Source organism: Acinetobacter kyonggiensis (genome assembly GCF_900107285.1).
GTDB classification, from domain to species: domain Bacteria; phylum Pseudomonadota; class Gammaproteobacteria; order Pseudomonadales; family Moraxellaceae; genus Acinetobacter; species Acinetobacter kyonggiensis.
The window spans coordinates 180,965-204,870 of the sequence record NZ_FNPK01000002.1 but is presented as its reverse complement, the minus strand read 5'-3'; the positions used below and the strand labels follow the sequence as shown (position 1 = coordinate 204,870).

Below are 23,906 nucleotides of genomic sequence, written 5' to 3'. Positions count from 1 at the left end.
ATATTTGGAGTAAGTCATGTCAGCTAAAGATGTAAAATTTGGTGATTCAGCGCGCAGCAAAATGATTGCAGGCGTAAACGTACTTGCAGATGCAGTAAAAGTTACTTTAGGCCCTAAAGGTCGTAACGTTGTTATTGATCGTTCTTTTGGTGCACCGCACATCACTAAAGATGGTGTAACTGTTGCTAAAGAAATTGTTTTAAAAGACAAATTCGAAAACATGGGTGCTCAACTGGTTCGTGAAGTATCTTCAAAAACCAATGACATCGCAGGTGACGGTACAACGACTGCAACTGTATTGGCGCAAGCTATTTTGAATGAAGGCATCAAGTCAGTAACTGCGGGTATGAACCCAATGGACTTGAAACGTGGTATCGACCTTGCTGTTCGTGCAGTGGTTGAAAATATTAAAGCAACCGCTAAACCAGCTTCAGACACGAAAGCCATTGAACAAGTGGGTTCAATCTCTGCAAACTCTGACACCACTGTGGGTAAACTCATTGCACAAGCAATGGAACGCGTGGGTAAAGAAGGCGTGATCACGGTTGAAGAAGGTTCAGGCTTTGAAGATTCACTTGACGTTGTTGAAGGTATGCAGTTTGACCGTGGTTATATCAGCCCGTATTTTGCAAACAAACAAGAAACGTTAACGGCTGAACTTGAAAATCCGTTCATTTTGCTTGTTGATAAAAAAATCGGCAATATCCGTGAATTGATTGCAGTGTTAGAAGCTGTTGCGAAAACCGGTAAACCGCTGCTTATTATTGCTGAAGATGTTGAAGGCGAAGCGTTAGCAACACTTGTTGTTAATAACATGCGTGGCATTATTAAAGTATGTGCGGTTAAAGCACCTGGTTTTGGTGACCGCCGTAAAGCAATGCTGCAAGATATCGCGATCTTAACTGGTGCAACTGTGATTTCTGAAGAAGTTGGTATGTCTTTAGAAACTGCATCATTACAAGATTTAGGTACAGCGCATAAAGTGACTGTTTCTAAAGAAAATACAGTACTTGTTGATGGTGCAGGTAATGCAGCTCAAATTTCTGAACGTGTTACTCAAATCCGTGCACAAATTGAAGAATCAACGTCAGAATATGACAAAGAAAAACTTCAAGAACGTGTGGCTAAATTAGCAGGCGGTGTTGCAGTCATCAAAATTGGTGCAGCAACAGAAGTTGAAATGAAAGAGAAGAAAGACCGTGTAGACGATGCACTTCATGCAACTCGCGCAGCGGTTGAAGAAGGTGTAGTTGCGGGTGGTGGTGTTGCGTTGGTACGTGCTGCTTCTGCACTTGATGGTTTAGTTGGCGTGAATGATGACCAAAATGTTGGTATCAACATTTTACGTCGTGCAATTGAAGCGCCTTTACGTCAAATTGTTGCCAATGCGGGTGATGAACCATCTGTAGTCATCAATGCTGTTAAAAATGGTGAAGGTAACTTCGGTTATAACGCTGCAACAGGTGAATATGGCGATATGCTTGAAATGGGTATTCTTGACCCAGCTAAAGTAACGCGTTCTGCACTTGAGCATGCTGCATCTGTTGCTGCTTTAATGTTAACAACGGAATGCATGATCACTGATATCCCAGAAGACAAAGCTGCTATGCCAGATATGGGCGGCATGGGTGGTATGGGCGGTATGATGTAATCTGCCTTTGAGTAATACTTGTTGTTGTAATTTTTTATAAATATTACTTTTATATCAAGATTACGCACAGTGTGACTCACATTTGTTTTTGTTGTAGAAAAGGTCGCTTAAATGCGACCTTTTCTATGCTTGGATTTCATGTTATTTCCAACTGATTTAAGGCTTGGATGTATCTCAGTTAATGAACACACTTGGTTCATTTATGCTTTTAAAAGATTTATTCACACAGGTAGGCTTCTATTACGACTATATCTGTGCCTAGAAATAATTTTTAAGCCTATGCTAATGCAGAGGACGTGTTAAAAGAAACAAGCAAAACTGCACATATAGCGGGTGTTAAAATAGAAACGAAAGTCATTAAAAATCTAGTGCTTGGGGAAGCTGTATTTCTGCTGCGATACAGCTTAAGGCAGATCTTGTGATAATAAGATCTAATGATTGTAAAGGTTTGCAAAATGCTGTTAGGGGAGTATAACAACAGATATCCTTTGTTCGACAGAACTTATGGTCTTAGTGATAGATTTTAATTTTATATAGAATAAACAAATACTTAAATAATGAGGAGTCTTTAAATGGCTAATTCTAAAAAACAATCTAAAACCATGAAAATTGATATTGGCATCTCTCATAATGATCGTGCCAAAATTGTTGAAGGTTTATCCAAACTACTTGCTGATAGCTATACTTTATATTTGATGACCCATAACTTTCACTGGAATGTTACAGGGCCACAATTCAATAGCTTACATAACATGTTTATGAACCAATATACTGAGCAATGGAACGCATTGGATATCATTGCTGAGCGAATTCGTGCTTTAGGTTTTCCGGCTCCCGGGACATATAAACAATTTGTAAAATTAACTGCAATTAAAGAAGTGGAAGGCGTTCCAAAAGCACAGGAAATGGTCAGTTTATTGGTCAATGCTCATGAAACTGTTGCGCGCACTGCTCGAGCTATTTTCCCGATTGTCGATGAAGTAAATGACCAGCCAACAGCCGATATCATCACACAAAGACTTGAAGTACATGAAAAAACAGCATGGATGTTAAGAAGTCTTTTAGAAGAGTAAAAATAGACATCTCTCTATTTAATATGTGGATTTTATTTATAAAAGTAACCTAAGCTCAATGGGTTACTGTTAACTTAAAAAATCTGTCTTATTTCTCGTTGAGTGAGTGAGACAGATTTTTGAATGCTCTCTAAAATATATAATTTTACAGAGGCATGGTACTTTTGATTGATGTACTACGCTTTTAATTTGAACTGGAGAAGCTCATTGCGCGCTGCTCGCTATAAATCTGTGGTTATTATTATACTGCTTATGCTCACAGCTGGTTTTGCGGTATTTCATTGGTGGCAGGGGCCGCTGTTGTCGAGCTATACCGTTGCGTCGATGCCATTGGTACAAACAGTGGTTGCGACTGGGCGAGTAGTAACGGTGTCACGCACCCAGATTGGCAGTGAAATTACTGGGGTGGTACTTGAGCGGCTTGTGCAAGAAGGAGATCGGGTTTCACGCGGTGATTTGCTGTTGGTACTGAAATCGGATGAGCTGACTGCTCAGGTACGGCAGGCCGAGGCTGCGCTGACCGAGTTGGCGACCAGCAGGCGTCCACAAGCTGAAGTGGATTTGGCGAATGCGAAAGTACAGTTTGAACAGGCTCGCCGTGAAGCGGAGCGTAGACGCAATTTGACTGAACCTGAAATGTTGTCGGCCGAAGCTAGGGAACAGGCGGAGAAAGCTGAGAAGGTTGCCCGCAATAACGTTAAGTCGGCTCGCTTAAGAGTGGCCGCACTGGCACCCGGTAAAGTTGAGGAAGTTTTGCTCCGTGAGCGTCTTGCTGCGCTACAGGCACAACTTGCTAAAACAAAAGTACGTACCGAAGTGGCAGGTACAGTGCTGACACGTAATGTAGAGCCAGGCGATCTGGTACAGCCGGGGCGAACTCTGCTTACTATTGCACTTGATGGCAGCACGGAAATTCGTGTGCCGTTCGACGAGCGAAATTTACCACGGCTTGCTTTGCAGCAAAATGCGGCAGTCATTGCCGATGCCTATCCAGATAAACCTTTTCCTGCCCGTATCAATTTTATTGCACCCAGCATTGATCCACAGCGTGGTACGGTGGAGGTTCGGTTGGCGGTTAATCCAGTGCCTGAATTTTTGCGTCAGGATATGACCGTATCGGTGAATATCGAAACTGGCAAGCGAGAGCAAGCGTTGGTTATTCCAAATGATGCTTTAAGTCGTGTGCAAGGAAATAAGGCAGTGGTGCTGTTGCTGCGAGATGGAAAAATACAGCGTCAACAGGTCAATCTAGGTTTACGTGGTTTGGCCATGTCTGAAGTGATGTCAGGTTTAAGTGCAGGTGATCATGTACTGACTGATGCTGAATCTTCACTAGCGGATGGTACGCGGGTACGCTTAAAGCTGCAAAAAACACCATTTACTCATAATACCAATGACGCAAACAGCAAAAATGAATTGCCGGTGAAATTCGATTGAAAATTTTTTTCGGGCGACTTTGGATCGAGTGGACTATTGCGATCAGTTTTTTGCGCGAGGGGCGTGCGCAGTCCACCATGATTACTGTGGGTGTTGCAGTGGGTGTGGCTGTGATTGTGTTTGTTACGGCTTTAATGCAAGGTTTACAGTCCAATATTATCCAGCGTACCTTAGGCACTCAGGCCCATATCCGTTTGCTGTCACCAGATGATGTGAACCAAATAGTACCACCAGCAGTGGGTACTCTACAGTTGTTGCAGGAAGATAAACGCCCACAGCGCTTGCGCTCTATCAACAATTGGCAGCAAATTACAGCAACTCTAGATCAGTTGCCATTACTGACAGCTGTGTCACCAGTCGTATCTGGGCCTGCATTTGCCCAGCGTGGTGATGCTTTGGAGTCGGTGGCATTGGTAGGTATAAATATTGAGCGTTATCAGAAAATCATCCCCCTTAAACAGTATCTGATCAGTGGTCAGCTACGCGTGGGAGCCAATGATGTGCTGATTGGCAGCCAATTGGCTGAAGATCTGGGGGTGCAAGTAGGCAATAAGCTGCGACTGGATACTGGTCAGCAGAACAGTGCGGTGGTAAATATTGCCGGTATATTTGAACTGGGGGTACGTGAGCTGGATGCTCGCTATGTCTATCTAGATTTGAAGCAAGCACAATCTTTACTCGGTCTCCCCGGTGGGGTCACGGTCATTGACTTAACCGTCGCAGATATTTTTCAGGCAGAAAATGTGGCTGCGCAGGTTGGACGTCTGACATCGCTGCAAGCTGAAAGCTGGATTAAAACCAATGCGCAATTAATGAATGCGATTTCAGCGCAGAGTCTATCGACCAGTATGATTATTGTTTTTGTGGCTATTTCGGTAGCCTTTGGCATTGCCAGTGTATTGTCAGTTAGTGTCGTACAGCGCACCCGAGAAATTGGTATTTTGCGTGCGACAGGCGCGACTCGACAGCAAATTTTACGAATTTTTCTCTTTCAGGGTGCGCTGTTTGGCTTGCTTGGTTCAGTTCTGGGCAGTTTGGCAAGTTACGCATTGGTGTGGGTATTTAATAATTTTGGCCCGGGTTTATTTTATATTCCCGTGTCTATCGAGCTGATTATGCTGGCATTATTATTGGCCATACTTACTGGTGTGTTGGCTGCTGCTGTACCAGCACGCCGTGCAGCAGCACTGGATCCAGTGGAGGCGATTCGTCATGTCTAAGTCTGCTGAAGTGTTACGCCTAGAGGCGCTGCGTAAGTCTTACAATATTGCTCAACCCAATGAGGTTGAGGTGTTGCATGGCATTGATCTGTGTATTGAACGCCACGACTTTGCTGCACTCATTGGTCCATCTGGCTCTGGTAAAAGTACTTTGTTGAATATTCTTGGCTTACTGGATAAACCCAGCAGCGGTGAGCTTTATCTTTTGGGGCAGGCGACAAGTGGCATGGATGATGCTGGACGCACTGCACTGCGCGGCAACAGTATCGGATTTGTCTTTCAGTTTCACCACCTTATTCAAGCTTTTACGGCTTTGGATAATGTGTTGATGCCATTGATGCTGACAAGAGGCAAACCCGATAAATTTGCGATACAGCAAGCATATGAATTGCTTGCCGCAGTTGGTCTGGAAAAGTTTGCTCATCGTAAACCGAATGAACTCTCGGGTGGTCAGCAACAACGGGTCGCGATTGCCAGAGCACTTATCACTGAGCCAGCATTGCTTCTAGCCGATGAACCTACAGGTAATCTGGATACCCAGACGGCTGCTGAGGTTTTTGAGTTATTCCGTAAAGTGAATCGTGAGCGAGACTGTGCAGTACTGCTGGTTACGCATGATCCACGTCTGTCAGCGAACTGTGATCGAACCATTAATTTGGTTGATGGGCGTATTGAAAGTGATTCGAAAAATAATTAACGCAGATTTATCCATTTAACCGTCAGCATATTTAGAGCAATCAAGAATGAGCACTTTATTGTCATTTATATAAGGTTTATTTTTAAACTAAACTATATAGCCAAGCATAATTTAAGTGCTGTAAAGCATTTCCAATGCATCTCAAAGCGCAATATCTTGAGATAACAGTCTGCTTGTTTTTTGTTTGCCCAACCTATTTTTGCGCATAATGGGGTTGTTTAAAATTTCCAATAATTTTTTTAAAAAATGAGAATGATCTTATCGTCATTTAAAACTTATTATTTTCTATAGAACACACCGCCAAAAGTCAGATGAGGTATCTAACTTTTGGCGAGTAGTACGAGAGTGCATATAAAATAATTTAAAATTTAAACTGTGCAGAAACAGAAGCATTTAAAGGTTCGCCCGGTTGAACCCATAATTCACTATAACTAGAAACATAGTACTTTTCGTCAAATACATTGTTTAGGTTTAGTTGATAACGTAACTGCTCAGAGGGTGAGTAATAAGCATTTAAATTGGTTAAGGTATAACTTGGCAGATTGAAGCCATTATCTAAGTTATGTCCACTACGTTCCCCAACATGAATGATATTTGCTCCAATTCCAGCACGTTGAGTACCGTGTAATAACCATTCGTATTGGCTACTTAGAGAGGCTTGATGTTTTGGGATATTGCTTAAACGAGCACCTTTTGCCAAATCTTGGTCTTTTTCAATTTTAGCATCAGTCAAACTATAGGTTGCTGCTATTGTCCACTGGTCTGTGAGTTGACTGTTTAAATCAAATTCGATGCCTTGACTGCTTACTTCCCCAGCAGTGGTCTGAAAGTTAGAGTCAATCGGATCAGTGGTTAACACATTTTGTTTTTTTATTTTAAAGAGTGCCATACTCACTAAACTTGCTTCATTTAAGCGATATTTTCCACCTAATTCATAACTTTGCCCTTGTTCTGGAGCGAAAGTCTCGCCTAAACGATTGATACCGCTATTCATGGCAAAAGAATGTCCATAGTTGCTATAAATAGACGCTTGATCTGAAATTTTAAAATTAATACCTACACGTGGGCTATTACGTTGCAGGTTTTGTTTGTCTTGCTTTGCATTTAAGTGATTTTCAAAATTTTGTTGGATATAGTCGTAGCGATTACCAATTAAAATACTCCACTGATCATTGAAGAATATTTGATCTTGCAAATTAATCGCAGCATAGCGTTGTCGTTCTTGCGTGTTGGTAAACGCTGCCAGCTCAGGAGCATACACACCATATATAGGTTGATAAATATCGATGGTATTTAAATAACCAGTACTATGGTTACGGCGTAATTGATATTGTTTAAAATCGAGTTGTCCTAATTCGGTTGCAACCAGTAATTCGTGGCGTGCCCAATTCTGATCAACTGTGCCAAGTAACTCATTTTGCCATAGAACATCTTCACTTTGATAATCACGATAACGGCGCTGACGCTCTAGAGTTTGTCCATCTGCCTGAATACGACGTGGCTCAGTTGAATAACCGACCATTTGAGCATCTTTATAGCTGATAGCTGTTTTAAAGCGCCATACATCATTTAAAGCATGATTTAAACGTAGCTGGAAAAAATGATCCTTTACGCGCATGTCTCCATCACTGGGTTCACCAGTAAAGGTCTTAGGATCCATCACAAATTGTTGATGAAGGGTGCTAACCCCGCGATCAAATGTACCCATATGCTGGGTAAATTCACTGTCGAAATCCAGTTGGGTTTGATCTGAAATTTTCCAAGAGAGTTGAGGCGAAAAGAACCAGCGTTCACTAGATACATGATCTCGAAAGCTCTGATTATTTTCATGTGCTATTGCAAAACGATAAGCAATTTCATCATTTAAAGGTGCTGTGTGCTCGGCACTGAAACGATATTGTTCGAAGGTGTTGGTACTTAAGTTAATTTCACTTTCAGATTGCCAAAGCGGTTTTTTACTATTGATGTTCAGTAACCCACCTGTTTCACCACGGCCATATAGTGCTGCGGCAGGCCCTTTTAAAAAATCGAGAGATTGAATATTGACCATATCTTTGGGTGCACTAATACCACGATTAACACTTAAGCCATTACGAATGATTGCTGCACCTAAACTTGGATCGCTACTAAAGCCACGAAAAGAGTAATTATCCCAAAATCCACCGCCATAGTTGTTTTGATGAAAAACACCACTGACTAAGGTGAGCACATCGTCAATCCGTTGAGCATCTTGTTGCTTTAACGTTTCGGAATCAATAAAAGCACGATTGAAGGGAACATCTAATACATCATGTGAAAATTTGGTCGCAGCAGTATTTTTTTGCAAATCATGCTCCGATGAAGCCTCAGCATGAACTTTAATGGTTTCTAACACCGTCATATCATCGCCCCAAGCAAAACAGGAAATAAATGAGAAGCTCAAAACAGGTAGAAAAGTGGTCTTGTATTTCATTATTAAGCAAAGTCCAAAGATAAATGAATATTATTGTTATGATATAACATATCGTTATTTTCAGCCATTCATGTTTATGGCTTTAGAACATAAATTGCTGTGATTACAATTAATTGAGGCATGAGGAGGCTTAGTGTTATTTACAGGAATATTGGTATGGTTATTTTAGACAATGATTCTCACCAAAATAATCATCTAAGTCAGATAAGTTATTCGACCTTAAAAATCCCCACATAGTGCGGGGATTTTCTTATTCTGAGATTAAACTTGAAATTATTTAATTTTAATATAAGTGGGTGGGGAGGGTTTAGGATAAACAAAGGAGACAAGCTCATAACGGGTTTTATTGGGAGCAATGAGGCTATTTTCTATTGTTGAAATGTGCTCATTATTTTTTTCATCGACTAAAATAATATCGTTGTCGCGTAACTTAAGTACACGATCTGAGAGATTATTAATTTCAAAGAGATACGTTAGTTTTGTATTTTCAATGCTATTCAGATTTATTTTTTCTATTTTAAATAAATCTGCCTGTATGCTGACATGTTTAAGTGCATTATTAACTTCAATATGCTGTACTTTCGGAATTTGATATTTTTCGAAATTTTCAAAGCGGTTTTTATTTTGATCAAGCAGTTCAATGAACTGATTATGCAAAGCAATGTAATGAATTTTGTGGGTTTTATCTTCGACTAATTGCACCAAATTAGTATTTTGAGCATTGAAATGAAGTGTTCCCGAAGATTCTTTTTGCTGCTGCTTTTGCTTAAAGAATTGAACTTCTTTTAAGGTATAGGTTTTATTTTGATTCAGTTGTAATGAAATCAGTTTTTTTTCACAAGAATGACAAGGAACGAACGCTTTATACTGGCCAAGCCAGTCTGGAACTTGAGTCTGCACCGATTTTAAGGAGTGTTGATGTGGATCAGCATCTTGTTTCATTGAGGACGTACTTGATGATTTCTCACAACTACTTAAAAAGAGTATGGGAAAAAAACCGAGCAAAATCATCGTTTTTTTCATAATGAGCATCAAATTATAAAAAAGGTTTTTTTAAACATAATCACAACTGAATGATCTATCTAGTCTAGATGAGCAAAATAAGTCATTTATTTGTAGCAAATCATGATTAATGCATCAGAAAAGTAGCCAAAAAAGCCATCTTTCAGGCTTTTTCGGCTAAAAATAGCGGAATTAATTCAACTTTTTCTGTAGTTTATAATTAAGCTTAGAGTCAATCGCTTTACCTGTATCCATCTCACGTGCTTCAACAAAGTTTTCACCGACAAAGAATTTACGATTTTCTCCAGCTTTATCTAAACTAATCACGGATGGATTGTTCTGATCAAAGCTAAATGTTCCTTTAACTTTAAATTCATTGCCTTTTCCTTTACCGAGATATTCTTCTGTGAGCTCATAGGTTTTATCTGCTTTTAATTCAAGTTCTGTTTCAATTCCTTCGCAGTCTGCACAGGGGAAAATGCCTGTATATTCACCCGCCCAATCCAGTGAAGTTTCGGCTGTGTCACCCATTGGCATTGCAGGTTGGGTCGCTGTAGTTTCAGTCGTTTGCGTTGCTGTAGTTTCAGGTGCTTTATTGGTCTGCTGAGTATCATTATTTGGTTTTGTGCATGCACTTAAAGCCAATGTGGTCAGAGAGAGAATGAAAATTATTTTTTTCATGAGGTGATTCCTAAGATGTTTCAATGCAACTGCTAAAACTACGAAAAAAATGAAGTTTATTAAATATAGATATTGTTATGCTTTGTTATTCTGTACATGGATTTTGATTGATTCCGCTTTTATCATTTTTAAAATAAGGTCATGATTTTCGTCAAGAAGAGAAATTTTGAAAAATAATGAAGCAATTAATTTATACATTTATACATTAATTGATTATTTATTGATCGTATTGTGCTTTCATATTTCAGCCGCATTGTTAGAATCTGCACACTTTCTTAAGTGTGGTGTTTTTAGGTGTTCGAAAAATTAGCTGAACAAAGTTTAGAAATGATGGGATGGGAACTGGATAATCATTGGCCGCTTGATTTAGATCAATGTGTCATGATTGCCGCGCCACACACCAGTAATTGGGATGCCTTATACGCACGTTTAGCACTTAAAGCTTTAGGCGTTAATGTTCGTTTAACCATTAAAGACAGTTACATGAAACTGCCATTTGGTCCATTTGTAAGAGCGATGGGCGGAATAGGTATAGACCGAACGCCAAAAAATGCAGGTGAACCTCGTCTTAGTATGGTTCAGGTCATGACAGACTTATTTAAACAGCATCCAAAGTTGGTGATGTTGGTAACACCCGAAGCGACACGTGCCAAACAAGAACAATGGAAAACAGGCTTTTATCATGTTGCCATCAGTGCGGGTGTACCGATTGCTTTGGCTTATATGGATTATGCCAAGAAAAAAACGGGCGTAGGAAAAATTGTATATCCGACAGGGGATTATGAGAAAGATATGGCTGAAATTATGGGTTTCTATGCTCAAATTAATCCTAAATTTCCAGAAAAATTTAGCGTAGATACACGCTATTACCCTGAAGCATAATGTTTAAAAAGACAGGGTGTGATCCCTGTCTGACTTTAAAGTAAGGCTTAGATTGCTCCATTACAAAGATCTGAGCTTAATGTTTGATAATTTTAATAAAAAATAGAATTTCATCTCATTCATCAATTTATTTGAATTCATTTTTTATTCAGCAAATGTCGGTTCAATCCCCCCTAAATTTTGGCAAGCTGCTTTGTAAATGACATATTGCTGCTCAATGACTTCAGTTAAGGGCATATCAAATAATTGTTCACCATCTTTATAGCTTTGTACATACAAGCTGGCTTTTTGATGGCTAGAGGCTAAAGATTGTTCGTGATAAGTGGTTATAGAATTATGTGTCATTTGTGCACTTTCAATTTTATTACATTGAAAATGTGAGAGCATTTTTTCAGCAAGTTTGACTTCACGTGATGTACCCAAGGAGCAGGCAGTGAGAAGAATAATCCCTGCTAATAAAATCAAGGTTTTCATTTTTAAAACGACTGGTGAAGGGAAGCCGATATTGTATAAAGTTTTTTTTATTATAAATGCTTGATTGCATATTGATTGGCTGTTTTTTGATTAAATGAAATTTGGATTAATTGCGAAACTTATTATAAAAGAATAAACCTCACAATCAGTCTGAAAGTTAGAGCAGATTACTGAACATTAAGAAACAACCAGATGAAAATAAAAGACTTAAAACAATATGTTTAAATTGTTTTTCTGAAATTTTATAGAATAATTTTGCCCCTAAAATGGCAGGGAAACTGACAAAAATAAGCAAGATCAGCAGATAAGGGAGTAATTGTATATCCAGTGTGCCTTGGACTAAATATGCGAGTAAGGTAAAGACCTGAATGCCGAAGTTGAAATGGCGTAAAATATAGCGCTGTTCTTGTTTGGATAAGTTTTTGAGCATCAGCCAAGCGGAAGGCAGTGCACCACAAAATCCGCCTAAACCACCCAATATTCCACCGATAAAGCCAACCCAACTATCTGCAAATTTTCCGGCTTGTTGCAGGCGTGGAAATTGTGGATTAAAAAGCATCATCGGGCACCACACAATTAAAAATAAGCCTAAAATTAATTTAAAGGTATCGGCTTGAATAATGTGGAGTAAGTAACTGCCTAATGGAACGCCAATCATACCCGCAATTAAATAAGGTAAAACCAGTGATTTATTCAGATGAACTTGTTTCGGTTCATTGGATAAAGAAATAATATGGCTCCATACCGACGCAAACACCACTAAAGGTGCGGCAATCTGAGGAGAGAGTACCCATACCCAAAAAGACATGGCAATTAAAGCGAAGGCAAAACCTGTAAGTCCTTGTACAAAACCAGCGACTATTGCACCAAGAATAAATAACAGCCAAGTCATAGCGATGCGTACAAAAGGAAAGTGAGCAGTATTCTAAAGATGAGTGAAAAAGCCAAGTCTATATTTAGCTGTATTTCTGCAAATTAAAGTAGAAAATTTAATAAAAAAGGATTCCATAGTGGAATCCTTTTGCATTGGGTTTAATTAAAATCTTGTTTTTGATATAGCCCAGAGCGTACTGTTCCAGCTTTGGTTTGTTTGATTTGTTGCCAAGACGATGGCAGTTTTAATTGGGTTAAGTCACGATCTGCTTCAACATAAATGAAACCCTTATCTTTAATTAAAGGGTCTGCAAGTTGAGCCAGTTCTTGCCATAAATCCAAACTATAAGGTGGATCTAAAAAAACCAAATCAAATTGTTCTTTGAGCGTAGGCAAGGTTTGTTGTGCCGTTGCAATTTTTAATTTTGCACGTTGATTGGTGACTTTAAGCAATTGCAAGTTATTGGTTAAAAATTCAGCTTGATTGCGATTCGGTTCAATCATGATGACGTGAGCTGCGCCACGTGACAATGCCTCAAAACTTAATGCACCAGAGCCAGCACAAAGATCTAAAACGTGAGTATTTTGAATATCCCACATTAACCAGTTGAACAACGTTTCACGTACACGGTCAGGTGTAGGACGTAAACCATCCACACTGGCAAAAGGAAGTTGGCGGCGTTTCCATTCACCGCCAATAATGCGGAGTTGATTTTTCATAGATCATTCACCCTGTACTTGTTGTGGGCTGGTTAATGCTGGAGCTTGAGTTGTGGCTTGAGGTTGATTCGGATGAGCCGCACCCGTCACAGGAGGTGTACCACTTGGTAATTCACCGGGTTTAATTCCTGCTGTCATTAAGCCACCGCTAATTTGATGCGCTGCGGGACGGATTGGGTTTTTCTCACGTTTAAGTAGCCAATAATCAAAAATAGGACGGGCTAATTGTGCAGCTGAACCGCCGTGTTTACCATTTTCCCAAACCACTGCAATGGCAATTTCAGGATTTTCAGCTGGAGCAAAACCGACAAATAAACCATGATCCAGTTGACGCTCGGTCAATAATGATTCGTTATATTTCTTTCCTTGGGCAATACTTTTAACCTGTGCTGTTCCTGTTTTACCTGCAATTTTATACATAGGGGTGCGGATACCACGACCCGTACCCGTGTCAACGACATCGACCATTGCATCTCGCATTTTAATCCAGTCTTCAGGTTGCCCATTAAACTGAATTTTCCCATTGGGTGCATTGATAGGGGTATATGGTTTTGCACCATGACTTTCGCGCAGTACATGCGGGGTAATGTGCGAGCCTTGATTTGCTGTAATTGCTGTTGCCATTGCCAGTTGTAATGGGGTCGCTGTAAAAGCACCTTGGCCAATACTCACGGAAATGGTTTCACCTTTTAGCCACTTACTTTTACGGGTTCGCATTTTCCATTCTGGATTTGGATATAAACCTGTACTTTCGCTGGGTAAGTCAACACCTGTTTTTTCACCAAAACCAAACTGGCGCATCCACGTATTCATTTTGTCGATACCCATACGGTAGGACAATACATAAAAATAAGTATCACAAGATACATTTTGGGCTTTATGCATGTTGACCACGCCATGCCCCGCTTTTTTGTGGTCACGGAAACGGTGGCTATCGCCAGGTAAGGTGAAATAACCGGGGTCAGAAATTGCCGTATTCCAATCGACATATCCATAATGGATCCCGCCTAAACCAAACATTGGTTTAATGGTTGAACCGGGAGGGTAGGCACCTTGAACAGCACGGTTATAAAGCGGTTGGTCTAGGTTGTCTCGTAATGCGCTGTAATCGGTAGTGCTAATGCCTGTGACAAATAAATTGGGATTAAAACTTGGACTAGACACCAGTGCTAGAATTTCCCCCGTTTTCGGGTTCAGTGCCACAATTGCACCTCGTCGCCCCGCAAGCTGTTCTGTCGCGACCACTTGTAAGCCATAATCAATCGACAGATATAAGTCATTGCCACGAATGGGATCTTTACGTCCTAAATTACGCAGCACATTGCCGTGGGCATCTGCTTCGACAGATTCATTGCCTGGTACACCGTGCAAAAGTTCTTCATAGGATTTTTCAGCGCCAATTTTGCCAATTAAGTTGGTGCCTGCATATAAGTCTTTATCAATGGATTTTAATTCTTTGTCATTAATACGTCCCACATAACCAATCACATGAGCAAACAGGTCACCATGTGGGTAGTAGCGAGTCATTTGGGTTTCTATATTGACCCCAGGAAACTGGAATTTAACTTCACTAAATTTAGCGATATCCGTTTCAGTTAAATTAAGTTTAAGCGAAACACGTTCTGTTTTTTTTGAGGTTTTAATTCGACTGCTAAAACGGTCTATATCTTCTTGAGTCAAGCCCAAAATTGGAATTAAGCGTTGTACGGTGCCATCAATATCGTCAACATCTGCACGAGACATGGTTGCTGAAAATACAGGGTAGTTGTCAGCGAGCAAAATACCATTACGGTCATAAATGTAGCCACGTGCTGGTGCTAAAGGTTGCAAGCGAATTCGGTTTTGATCCGATGCAGTTGAAAACTCATCATAATGTGAGATTTGCAAGTAAGCATAACGAACAATCAGTAATAACAGAAAGAATGCAACAATCCCGGCCGAGATAAAAATTCGATTGCGATAAATGCGCTTTTCTTGTTGAGCATTTTTTAAAGGAAAGTGCTGCTTCATACGTGATCGACTTACATACAGGAGAGTGGAAAAACCAGAGGCATATTCTAATGCATATCATCATTTTTTGATATTTGTTCAGGTAAACAGTTGGGCTTGTTTAGCTTAAACTTTGACTTTACAGACATTAAAATTGTAAAGTGCAGTATATAAGAGTTCTCATAATTCTGCTAAAGTCAAAATTGAAAAAGGACTGTATTAAAAATAGAATTAGGGACCACGATGAAAAAAATGACAAAAATGTATCCTTTATTGGCATTTTTTGCGCTAACCAATGTAGCGTATGCACAAGATAATCCATATTTACCAGAAGCTAAATTGACACCAGAAAGTGCAACAGCATGGAATTTAGGGGCAGGATTTACACAAGAAATGCTTCATATGAATGTAGAGTGGGTAAATCCTTATGGGATTGCTTATGCTAAAGCAGGTGTTTTTATCGATGATGATTATACTGCGGGTGGTCAAGTCGGATTTCGCTATCCTTATCACCTCACTGGTAAAGATAAGAATGGCTATTATATTGGTGTCTATGCGGGACATATTGAAAGTAAGGGCGTAGACAATGAGTATAAAGCGCGATTGGGTGCAGGGGTTGATTTAGCCTATGTGTTATTGAGTTCTGAACGGATTAGTACTTTTAGTGTTGGTATTGGTGCGGGTGAAGAGCTTAAGGATAAATCGGGTTATGTGGTTGCTGAGACACAGCCAAGGCTACAATTTTCCTATACCCTAAGTATTGGTTTATAGTAAAAAAAATTGATTTTATAACATTTATTATTTTGTGATTAAAAATTAAATATGGATTTTATGCATGCTTGAGTACGTCAACGAATTGTGGCAAACCTTCTTGAATCGTCCTGATTTTTGGGCAGTACTAAGCATTATCCCAGTCACGGCTTTTGTCACTTGGGCGCATGTGTGGATGGCGCTTAAAATGGTATTTTATCCGCTTACTTTTTGGGGATTCCATTTAGGTCCATTACCTGTCGGTTGGCAGGGAATTGTGCCACGTAAAGCGGGTCGTATTTCAGGCATTATTACCGATAACACCTTATCCAAATTGGGCTCTTTGCGTGAATTTTTAGATGCAATGGATCCTGAAGATATGGCACGGATCATTGGTGAGCAAGTCGGTTTGGAACTTGAACACCTCATTGATGAAACGATGCTTGAACGTAATGCTGTCCTTTGGGAAAACTTACCTTATTCGATTAAACGTCGAATTTATGCTCAAGCGCATAAACAATTGCCGGGTATTTTAAGAGAACTTGTGACTGAGCTGACCATGAACGTCGAGTCACTTGTTGATATGCGTGAAATGGTGGTTCGCCAAATGGAAGGTGATCGCCGTTTAATGGTCAATATGTTTCTTAAAGTCGGTCAGAAAGAGATCAATTTTATTTGGCATATTAGTGCGCTCATTGGAATGTTCTTTGGTGTATTCCAAATGATTGTTTGGTTCGTTGTACCATGGCATTGGACTGTACCTTTTTGGGCATCTATTTGGGGCTTTTTGACCAACTGGATTGCGATCTGGATGGTGTTTAATCCACTTGAACCACACTATGTACGTTATCCACAATTCTTTGAATTAACTAAAGATCGTAAATTCCCGTGGGTAAAACCCGTGATTCCACGTATTGGCACATACAATATTCAAGGCGCGTTTATGAAACGTCAGGATGAAGTATCAGATGTCTTTGCACGAGTAGTCACAGAAGACCTAATTACGTTAAAATCCATTATGACGGAAATGATGTATGGCGGGAAGAAAGATAAAACTCGCCGCCTTGTTAAACGCCATATTAACCAAATTATGGAAACACCTCTGGTTAGAACCTCTTTACAACTCTCTTTAGGGCCAAAAGAGTATGCAAAACTCAAGACAGACTTGATCGATCGCTCAATTGAAATTACGATGGTGCCTGTATGCGACCCTGCGTTTAATGCGAGCCGTGCACAGAAAATCTATCAAATGTTTAGAGAGCGTATTCTAGAGTTGACACCAAGAGAGTTTCAAAATTTATTACGGCCTGCTTTTCAGGAAGACGAATGGATTTTGATTGTTCTGGGTGGCGTAACTGGATTTATAGCAGGTACAATACATTTGTTTGTGGCTTTCTTATAATTAGATTAATTGGATGCTGGACTACATGGTGAATCAATAGATTTGGCATGAACAAAGCGTCATATACATTGTTAAATGAGGATGTTTTTTTATGCGCATTATATTACTCGGACCACCTGGAGCAGGTAAAGGCACACAAGCTCAGTTGATCTGTAAGCGCTACAATGTCCCACAAATTTCAACCGGTGATATGCTCCGTGCTGCAATTCGTGAAGGTACTGAATTAGGTCTTAAAGCTAAAAGCGTGATGGAGAGCGGCGGTCTTGTATCTGACGAGCTAATCATTGGTCTTGTGAAAGAACGTATTGCTCAACCTGATTGTGTAAACGGTTGCATTTTTGATGGTTTCCCACGCACGATTCCTCAAGCAGAAGCTTTGGAAGGCGAAGGTATTAATATCGATCATGTGATTGAAATTGATGTTCCAGATGAAGAAATTGTACAACGTCTTTCAGGTCGTCGTCAGCACCCAGCTTCTGGTCGTGTTTATCATATGGTTTACAATCCGCCTAAAGTGGAAGGTAAAGATGATGAAACTGGCGAAGATTTAGTTCAACGTCCAGATGATCAAGAAGAAACCATTCGTAAACGTCTTGGTTCATATCATACTGAAACTGAACAATTGGTCGGTTTTTACCAAGGTCGTGCAGCGTCTGGTGAAAATGCACCGACGTATGACAAACTCAATGGTCTTCGTCCAATTGATGAAGTTCAAGCAGATTTGTTTGCAATTTTAGATCAAGCAAAATAATTCATATGCCATAGTGCGGTGAATGTTTTGACATTAAAAGAGTCCTAAGTCATATTAGGGCTCTTTTAATTTGTGCAAAATTTTGAGGATGCTATCTTGCTGAAAATGGGTTTAATTGTACTGGTGATTGTATTTGGTCTTGTGGTATTGGCCTTAATGGTTCAGAGTTTTAAAGCTTTACGTCACGTGCAAAAGCAAGAAGCGGCAGAAAAGAAAAACAGCCAATCAGCGCGTCAACTCCATCCGAAGTTGCAACAGAAAAATAAAGATCAAAACTAAATTTAGTTTTGGTCTTGCAGCATTTTTATTGCAATGCTTTTGGCTGCGCCAAATTCAAAGCGATCTGGCCACTGGCAGACATCAGACACCACACATTCATTGCACTTGGGCTTACGGGCAATACAACAATAACGACCATGTAAAATCAGCCAATGGTGTGCATCCAGTATAAATTCTTTAGGAATCACTTTAAGCAGTCGCTGTTCAACTTCGAGCACATTTTTGCCTACCGCTAAACCTGTACGATTGCCTAAACGAAAAATATGGGTATCGACTGCCATGGTCGCTTGTCCAAAGGCGGTATTAAGCACCACATTTGCCGTTTTACGCCCCACACCCGGTAATGCTTCTAAGTCAGCACGGTTGTTGGGTACGATGCTATTATGCTTCTCGATCAATATCTTACATGCTTTAATCACATTTTCGGCTTTAGCGTTATATAAGCCAATGGTCTTAATATATTGCTTTAAACCATAGACTCCTAACGCATAGATTGCTTCAGGTGTATTGGCAATCGGAAATAGCTGGTCGGTGGCTTTGTTGACACTCACATCGGTTGCTTGTGCAGAAAGCGTAACCGCGACTAAAAGCTCAAAAGGACTGGAATAATTGAGTTCAGTTTTCGGGTTGGGTCTTTGCTCACGTAATCGCTCAAAAAATACCTGAATTTGTTTTTTAGTCATATTCTTTACAGGCATTTTACATTCCTTGACAAGCATTGAGCTGTTGGTTGAGTTCATCTAAGAGCAGACGTTTTTTTGCATCATCACGAACGCTGAGCTGTTTTTCTAACTTTTTGATTTGTGTTCGAATTTTTGCCAACTCAATGGTGGATTGAGCATCTAACTGAACCGCTGGTTTATCTTCAATTTGCGTAATCAAGATGTCAGGCACACGGTCATCTTGAGCTGAAAATTGAGCAAATAATGCAGTGTCAATATTGGCACGTACCACAGGGCCCTTACGATGGGTACGTCGTTGTTCTTCACGTTGAATATGTGAGTAATAACGATTGCGTAAGTCATTTTGTTCGCTAATACGTAATGTCTCATTCGGTAAAATGTGATCATCTTCAATTAAATCAATGCAGTCGACAGGGCAGGGCGGAATGCAAAGTTCACAGCCCGTGCATAAATCAGTCAAAATGCTGTGCATGAGTTTACCTGAACCGATAATGGCATCCACAGGACAAGCGCTGATACATTTGGTACAGCCAATACACTCATCTTCACGAATAATCGCTTTCATGCGCTGTGGACGACCATCACTTTGAATAGGCCAAACACTTTCTTCGGCGTGTAATTGAGGGCGTTTAAGCAGCGCTGCAAGTGCATCAGCGACAGGTTGACCTCCAGGGACACATTTATTGGCTTCTTCACCTTCTGCAATGGATTTGGCATAAGGTAAGCATCCATCTCGATGACCACATAAACCACATTGGGTTTGAGGAAGTAAGGCATCAATATTTTGGATGAGAGCAATTTGAGAATTCATGTGTAAACCACAACTGCTAAAGAAATAGCAGCATACAGAAAAGAAGATTGAGTCAAGATGTGCGATTTTAGCATGATTTTATTGTTTAATCTCTTGCCCGAAAATAGCGCCATGAATGCATTATTATTGAGCAAAAAAGTCAATGAAAACAGCGATGAAACATGCTGGGGTTCAGCGAATTTAGTTGGTTATAGTTAATATAAATATATGTTATTAAAACTTTTTTTCATTTTTTTTAAAATAACTATTGTGGATTGGCTGCAAAAGATATTTAATATTTTGCGCCAAAAATTATCACTTTTTAAAAATTTGATCAATTTTGATCCATCTTTCTGCTGAGGATTAAGTGTTGAAATATAACAGCCTTAACGACTTCCTAGACTACGTTAAATCACGTGATGCACATCAACCCGAATTTCTACAAGCTGTAGAAGAAGTCATGACTAGCCTTTGGCCGTTCATTGAAAAGAACCCACAGTATGCTGATCACGGTTTGCTTGAACGCTTGGTTGAGCCAGAACGTGCGATTCAATTCCGTGTTTCTTGGGTCGATGACAAAGGTCAGACTCATGTGAACCGTGCTTTCCGTGTACAGTACAATTCAGCCATCGGGCCATTTAAAGGTGGTATGCGTTTTCACCCATCGGTGAACCTTTCAATTCTTAAATTTTTAGGTTTTGAACAAACATTTAAAAATGCTTTAACCACACTTCCTATGGGTGGCGGTAAAGGCGGTTCAGACTTTGATCCTAAAGGTAAGTCTGAAGGCGAAATTATGCGTTTCTGCCAAGCATTAATGATTGAATTATACCGTTACCTTGGTTCAAATACGGATATTCCTGCGGGGGATATTGGTGTAGGTGGTCGTGAAGTTGGCTACATGGCTGGGATGATGAAAAAACTCAGTAATGACACTTCATCTGTATTTACAGGTAAAGGTTTGTCATTCGGTGGTTCATTGGCTCGTCCAGAAGCAACGGGTTATGGCACGGTTTATTTTGCTGAAGAAATGCTGAAAACTAAGGGTAATTGCTTTCAAGATAAAGTGGTGACTATTTCAGGTTCAGGTAATGTTGCACAATTCGCTGCTGAAAAAGCGATGTTCTTAGGGGCTAAAGTGGTTTCACTTTCAGACTCTGCGGGTACTGTGTATGTGAAAGACGGCTTTACCGACGAATTGTTGGCTGAAGTGATGGAGCTTAAAAACGTTAAACGTGGTCGTATTTCTGAATTCGCGTCTAAACATGGCTTTGAATATCTTGAGGGCAAACGCCCTTGGTCAATCAAATGTGATATCGCGCTGCCATGTGCAACTCAAAATGAGTTGACAGGTGAAGATGCGCTTGCATTGATTGCAAATGGTGTGATTTGTGTTGCTGAAGGTGCAAACATGCCATCGACTCTAGATGCTGTTGAAAAATTCATTGAAGCCAAAATTTTGTATGCGCCGGGTAAAGCATCAAATGCGGGTGGTGTGGCGACTTCTGGTCTTGAAATGTCGCAAAATGCGATTCGTTTAGGATGGACTTTCGAAGAAGTAGATGAGCGTCTACACGCGATCATGAAAGAAATTCACCGTAACTGTGTTAAATACGGTACTAAAGAAAATGGTACTGTGAACTATGTTGATGGTGCGAACATTGCAGGCTTTGTCAAAGTTGCGGATGCAATGTTGGCTCAAGGCGTATTCTAATACCAATTTTCATCAATATCTCAATATCCTAAGAATCTCCTCTCTTGCGAAGCAATGCTTCTCATCTTTATTAAATAGGGGAATATCACAAATCAGATTAGTATTTGAATTTGTGTCACTCCTCCCTTTTTCAAAGGGAGGTTGGGAGGGATTTGAGTTGATAAAAGATGATCATTTAATTTCAAAAATTGGTATATGATTTTACTTTCTTGAATAATAAAAAACCGATGCTCTGGCATCGGTTTTTTATTACTGATATGAACAGCTTATTTTACGGTTGCGCGTTCAATCGTCATGTCATGTACATAGGCATATTTAGACTGATCTGCGGCAGGGTTCTTAATTTCATAACGTTTTACACGAATGATTTGGCGCTCATTGGGATTATGTTCAAAACCTTCAATATGGTTGTAAAACAACGTCCAGTCTTTATCGACCTGAGTTTTAACACCGTTTTCTGCGTATTTAATTTCACGTACTTGCAAACAGGTTTGTGGTGCTACGCCTGTACATTTTTTTGTTTCTGGAGCAATTTCAAGAAAAATGGTTTCAGCTTGCGTTTGATATTGTGTTTCAGGCGTCATTTTGCCTTCGAATACAATTTTTTGACCTGTTGCATCAATAAGCGTTAATGTTGGTTTATTTACATCTTGTGTATTTAAAACAAAGGGAATAGTACGTTTAGCAAAAAGTGAGCTGGAGAACTGTTCTTGTTTCATTAATTCGGGTGAACAAGCCATCATGGTTGACATCAAATCAGCAGTGACAATTTGACCTTTCTCAATTTTCCATGATGTACCTTGAGTATTACAACCTGTTGCAATACTTAAATGTTGTTGATCATTGAAATTCAACACAAGTGGCTTATTTGTGCCTTGTGGTTGATAAGACCATTGGTAGGCAGCGAGTGTTTTATCTGCATTTTGTTGTTGAACCATCGACACGGCTAAATCTCCAACTTTTTGCATATCGCTAGATTGACAAGCCGCAAGTGTTAATGGAAAAAGGGCAATCGCTAAAAATTTAAGTTTCATTTTAAAAGTACTTGGTTTTGAAAGATTTTTATAAGCATATCGTATTCGTGCTCAAAAAAAATGGATACATTTTGAGGTATTAGGTATCAAAATGTATCCATAACTATTATTTTGTTGATTATTGATAAAAAGTTATGAATCAGTCAAAACGATAGATATCCATACCCAGTGAACCCATACTAAAACTACTGTGGACAATGTTGAAGCGCTGACCAGTTCCCATTGTAAAGAACAGTGGGGCAAAGTGCTCTAAGGTTGGATGATTTCGTTTTGCATAGGGAATTGTTTGCCAGTCCAGTACAGCATCATAATTTTGATGAGTAAGTTTGCTCACGACATAATTACGGAAACTGGATGCCCATACAGGCACTTCAGTCGGTTCGCCACGCCAAGCTAACTCAGCTAAGTTATGGGTGATACTGCCCGAACCAATAATTAACACTTGTTTTTCACGCAGTGGAGCAAGTGTGTGACCAATTTTATAAATATCTTCAGCAGACCAGTTCATCGGTAGTGAAATTTCTACCACAGGAATATCTGCATCAGGATACATATGTAGCAGGGGCATCCACACGCCATGATCACGCGGACGAGTGCTATTGGCATGAGCCGCTAAACCTGCATCTGCTAAAAGATGTAAAATTTCTTCAGCAAGTTCTGGTTGACCCGGTGCGGGATAGCGGATTTCATAGAGTTCAGCGGGAAAACCACGGAAATCATGCCAAGTTTCGGCACGTACACTTGTACTTACTTCAAGTGAGTTACTTTCCCAGTGTGCAGACATCACAATAATGGCCTGCGGTTTAGGCAGATTCAGGCTAAGTCGTTGTAATGCAGGGCCAACTTGTTCTGGATTAAGCGCAAGCATGGGAGAGCCATGTGAAATAAATAAACCGGGTAAAGTTTGCAAATTCATAATGATGCGCCTAATTCAAATTATATTGACTGGAGCAATGATGTCAAAATTAACCTATAGATAAAAGAGGGTTTATTTCAACATCTCGTTGCATAAACAGAACAATAGAAAATAGTCTTATTCATTTTTATCAAAATTGCTCGATGGTATTTACCATAATTTCAGTTTGATAAAAATTCAATAGAAGACTTCTTTCATAATTCATTTTTCAATCAATATAAGTCGTTCGTAAAGTCAAAATTAAAAATAAATTCTAGGAAGTATTGGATTCATGAGTGTGGCATGGATGCCACACGGTTCCCATCCTTGCGCTGTATTTTAAAACAGAGCCTTAAAACTGGCTCAGGATGTCGTGTCTGGGAAACAAAAGGCATTAGCTCTACTTTTGACCTTTCAAAAATAGAGCTAATGCCTACACAAAGGTATAAAAACTAAA

22 protein-coding genes are annotated in these 23,906 nt (G+C 39.9%); 11 read left to right on the top strand and 11 right to left on the bottom strand.

What is annotated here, in order from left to right; genetic code table 11:
- Positions 1–16 precede the first annotated feature (16 nt).
- The 5 genes from groL to BLV99_RS02715 all read left to right on the top strand — a co-directional run bounded on the left by groL (position 17) and on the right by BLV99_RS02715 (position 6,078).
- Complete coding sequence (gene groL / locus BLV99_RS02735; protein WP_086164288.1) at positions 17–1,651, top strand: chaperonin GroEL; 1,635 nt, start codon at positions 17–19, stop codon at positions 1,649–1,651.
- Between the two features lie 572 nt (positions 1,652–2,223).
- A complete protein-coding gene (locus BLV99_RS02730; protein ID WP_086164287.1) occupies positions 2,224–2,724 on the top strand; it encodes a Dps family protein in 501 nt (166 codons plus the stop codon).
- Positions 2,725–2,931: 207 nt separating this feature from the next.
- The gene (locus tag BLV99_RS02725; protein ID WP_092687474.1) at positions 2,932–4,161 is read left to right on the top strand and encodes an efflux RND transporter periplasmic adaptor subunit; all 1,230 of its coding nucleotides are present in this window, start codon (positions 2,932–2,934) and stop codon (positions 4,159–4,161) included.
- The gene (locus BLV99_RS02720) at positions 4,158–5,381 is read left to right on the top strand and encodes an ABC transporter permease (protein WP_092687471.1); all 1,224 of its coding nucleotides are present in this window, start codon (positions 4,158–4,160) and stop codon (positions 5,379–5,381) included. Before BLV99_RS02725 ends, BLV99_RS02720 begins: the two co-directional genes overlap by 4 nt.
- The gene (locus BLV99_RS02715) at positions 5,374–6,078 is read left to right on the top strand and encodes an ABC transporter ATP-binding protein (protein ID WP_092687468.1); all 705 of its coding nucleotides are present in this window, start codon (positions 5,374–5,376) and stop codon (positions 6,076–6,078) included. Before BLV99_RS02720 ends, BLV99_RS02715 begins: the two co-directional genes overlap by 8 nt.
- A gap of 361 nt (positions 6,079–6,439) precedes the next feature.
- Here BLV99_RS02715 and BLV99_RS02710 read toward each other — a convergent pair whose 3' ends face one another.
- The 3 genes from BLV99_RS02710 to BLV99_RS02700 all read right to left on the bottom strand — a co-directional run bounded on the left by BLV99_RS02710 (position 6,440) and on the right by BLV99_RS02700 (position 10,213).
- Entirely contained in the window at positions 6,440–8,530 is a 2,091-nt protein-coding gene (locus BLV99_RS02710) for a TonB-dependent siderophore receptor (protein WP_092687465.1), read from the bottom strand.
- Positions 8,531–8,803: 273 nt separating this feature from the next.
- A complete protein-coding gene (locus tag BLV99_RS02705) occupies positions 8,804–9,472 on the bottom strand; it encodes a copper resistance protein NlpE N-terminal domain-containing protein (protein ID WP_167356290.1) in 669 nt (222 codons plus the stop codon).
- A gap of 252 nt (positions 9,473–9,724) precedes the next feature.
- Entirely contained in the window at positions 9,725–10,213 is a 489-nt protein-coding gene (locus BLV99_RS02700) for a copper resistance protein NlpE (protein WP_092687459.1), read from the bottom strand.
- Between the two features lie 294 nt (positions 10,214–10,507).
- On the opposite strand from BLV99_RS02700, the gene BLV99_RS02695 reads away from it, so the two are divergent.
- The gene (locus BLV99_RS02695; RefSeq protein WP_086183640.1) at positions 10,508–11,095 is read left to right on the top strand and encodes a 1-acyl-sn-glycerol-3-phosphate acyltransferase; all 588 of its coding nucleotides are present in this window, start codon (positions 10,508–10,510) and stop codon (positions 11,093–11,095) included.
- Between the two features lie 144 nt (positions 11,096–11,239).
- Here BLV99_RS02695 and BLV99_RS02690 read toward each other — a convergent pair whose 3' ends face one another.
- The 4 genes from BLV99_RS02690 to mrdA all read right to left on the bottom strand — a co-directional run bounded on the left by BLV99_RS02690 (position 11,240) and on the right by mrdA (position 15,172).
- The gene (locus BLV99_RS02690; RefSeq protein WP_092687456.1) at positions 11,240–11,569 is read right to left on the bottom strand and encodes a hypothetical protein; all 330 of its coding nucleotides are present in this window, start codon (positions 11,567–11,569) and stop codon (positions 11,240–11,242) included.
- Positions 11,570–11,726: 157 nt separating this feature from the next.
- On the bottom strand, positions 11,727–12,461 hold the full coding sequence (locus BLV99_RS02685) for a sulfite exporter TauE/SafE family protein (RefSeq protein ID WP_092687453.1): 735 nt from the start codon (positions 12,459–12,461) through the stop codon (positions 11,727–11,729).
- A 140-nt stretch (positions 12,462–12,601) separates the two neighbouring features.
- Positions 12,602–13,162, bottom strand: a complete 561-nt coding sequence (rsmD, locus tag BLV99_RS02680) for a 16S rRNA (guanine(966)-N(2))-methyltransferase RsmD (RefSeq protein ID WP_092687450.1) — start codon at positions 13,160–13,162, stop codon at positions 12,602–12,604.
- 3 nt (positions 13,163–13,165) lie between these two features.
- On the bottom strand, positions 13,166–15,172 hold the full coding sequence (gene mrdA, locus BLV99_RS02675; protein ID WP_092687447.1) for a penicillin-binding protein 2: 2,007 nt from the start codon (positions 15,170–15,172) through the stop codon (positions 13,166–13,168).
- A gap of 231 nt (positions 15,173–15,403) precedes the next feature.
- Here mrdA and BLV99_RS02670 point away from each other — a divergent pair, with 231 nt between their 5' ends.
- The 4 genes from BLV99_RS02670 to BLV99_RS02655 all read left to right on the top strand — a co-directional run bounded on the left by BLV99_RS02670 (position 15,404) and on the right by BLV99_RS02655 (position 18,333).
- On the top strand, positions 15,404–15,922 hold the full coding sequence (locus BLV99_RS02670) for a hypothetical protein (RefSeq protein WP_086164570.1): 519 nt from the start codon (positions 15,404–15,406) through the stop codon (positions 15,920–15,922).
- A gap of 64 nt (positions 15,923–15,986) precedes the next feature.
- The gene (locus BLV99_RS02665) at positions 15,987–17,303 is read left to right on the top strand and encodes a DUF445 domain-containing protein (RefSeq protein WP_086183635.1); all 1,317 of its coding nucleotides are present in this window, start codon (positions 15,987–15,989) and stop codon (positions 17,301–17,303) included.
- Positions 17,304–17,394: 91 nt separating this feature from the next.
- A complete protein-coding gene (gene adk, locus BLV99_RS02660; RefSeq protein WP_074943360.1) occupies positions 17,395–18,054 on the top strand; it encodes an adenylate kinase in 660 nt (219 codons plus the stop codon).
- Between the two features lie 96 nt (positions 18,055–18,150).
- Positions 18,151–18,333: a hypothetical protein gene (locus tag BLV99_RS02655; protein WP_034697385.1), complete on the top strand. Its 183-nt coding sequence runs from the start codon at positions 18,151–18,153 to the stop codon at positions 18,331–18,333.
- Between the two features lie 2 nt (positions 18,334–18,335).
- Here BLV99_RS02655 and nth read toward each other — a convergent pair whose 3' ends face one another.
- Both nth and BLV99_RS02645 read right to left on the bottom strand, forming a co-directional pair.
- Positions 18,336–19,031, bottom strand: a complete 696-nt coding sequence (gene nth / locus BLV99_RS02650) for an endonuclease III (protein ID WP_092687443.1) — start codon at positions 19,029–19,031, stop codon at positions 18,336–18,338.
- Between the two features lies 1 nt (position 19,032).
- On the bottom strand, positions 19,033–19,827 hold the full coding sequence (locus BLV99_RS02645) for an RnfABCDGE type electron transport complex subunit B (protein ID WP_086183633.1): 795 nt from the start codon (positions 19,825–19,827) through the stop codon (positions 19,033–19,035).
- A gap of 346 nt (positions 19,828–20,173) precedes the next feature.
- Between BLV99_RS02645 and gdhA the strand changes: the two genes are divergently transcribed.
- Complete coding sequence (gene gdhA / locus BLV99_RS02640) at positions 20,174–21,520, top strand: NADP-specific glutamate dehydrogenase (RefSeq protein ID WP_244516270.1); 1,347 nt, start codon at positions 20,174–20,176, stop codon at positions 21,518–21,520.
- Between the two features lie 266 nt (positions 21,521–21,786).
- Here gdhA and BLV99_RS02635 read toward each other — a convergent pair whose 3' ends face one another.
- Both BLV99_RS02635 and BLV99_RS02630 read right to left on the bottom strand, forming a co-directional pair.
- Entirely contained in the window at positions 21,787–22,554 is a 768-nt protein-coding gene (locus tag BLV99_RS02635; protein ID WP_092687439.1) for an META and DUF4377 domain-containing protein, read from the bottom strand.
- Positions 22,555–22,693: 139 nt separating this feature from the next.
- A complete protein-coding gene (locus BLV99_RS02630) occupies positions 22,694–23,470 on the bottom strand; it encodes a dioxygenase family protein (protein ID WP_092687436.1) in 777 nt (258 codons plus the stop codon).
- Positions 23,471–23,906: the final 436 nt, after the last annotated feature.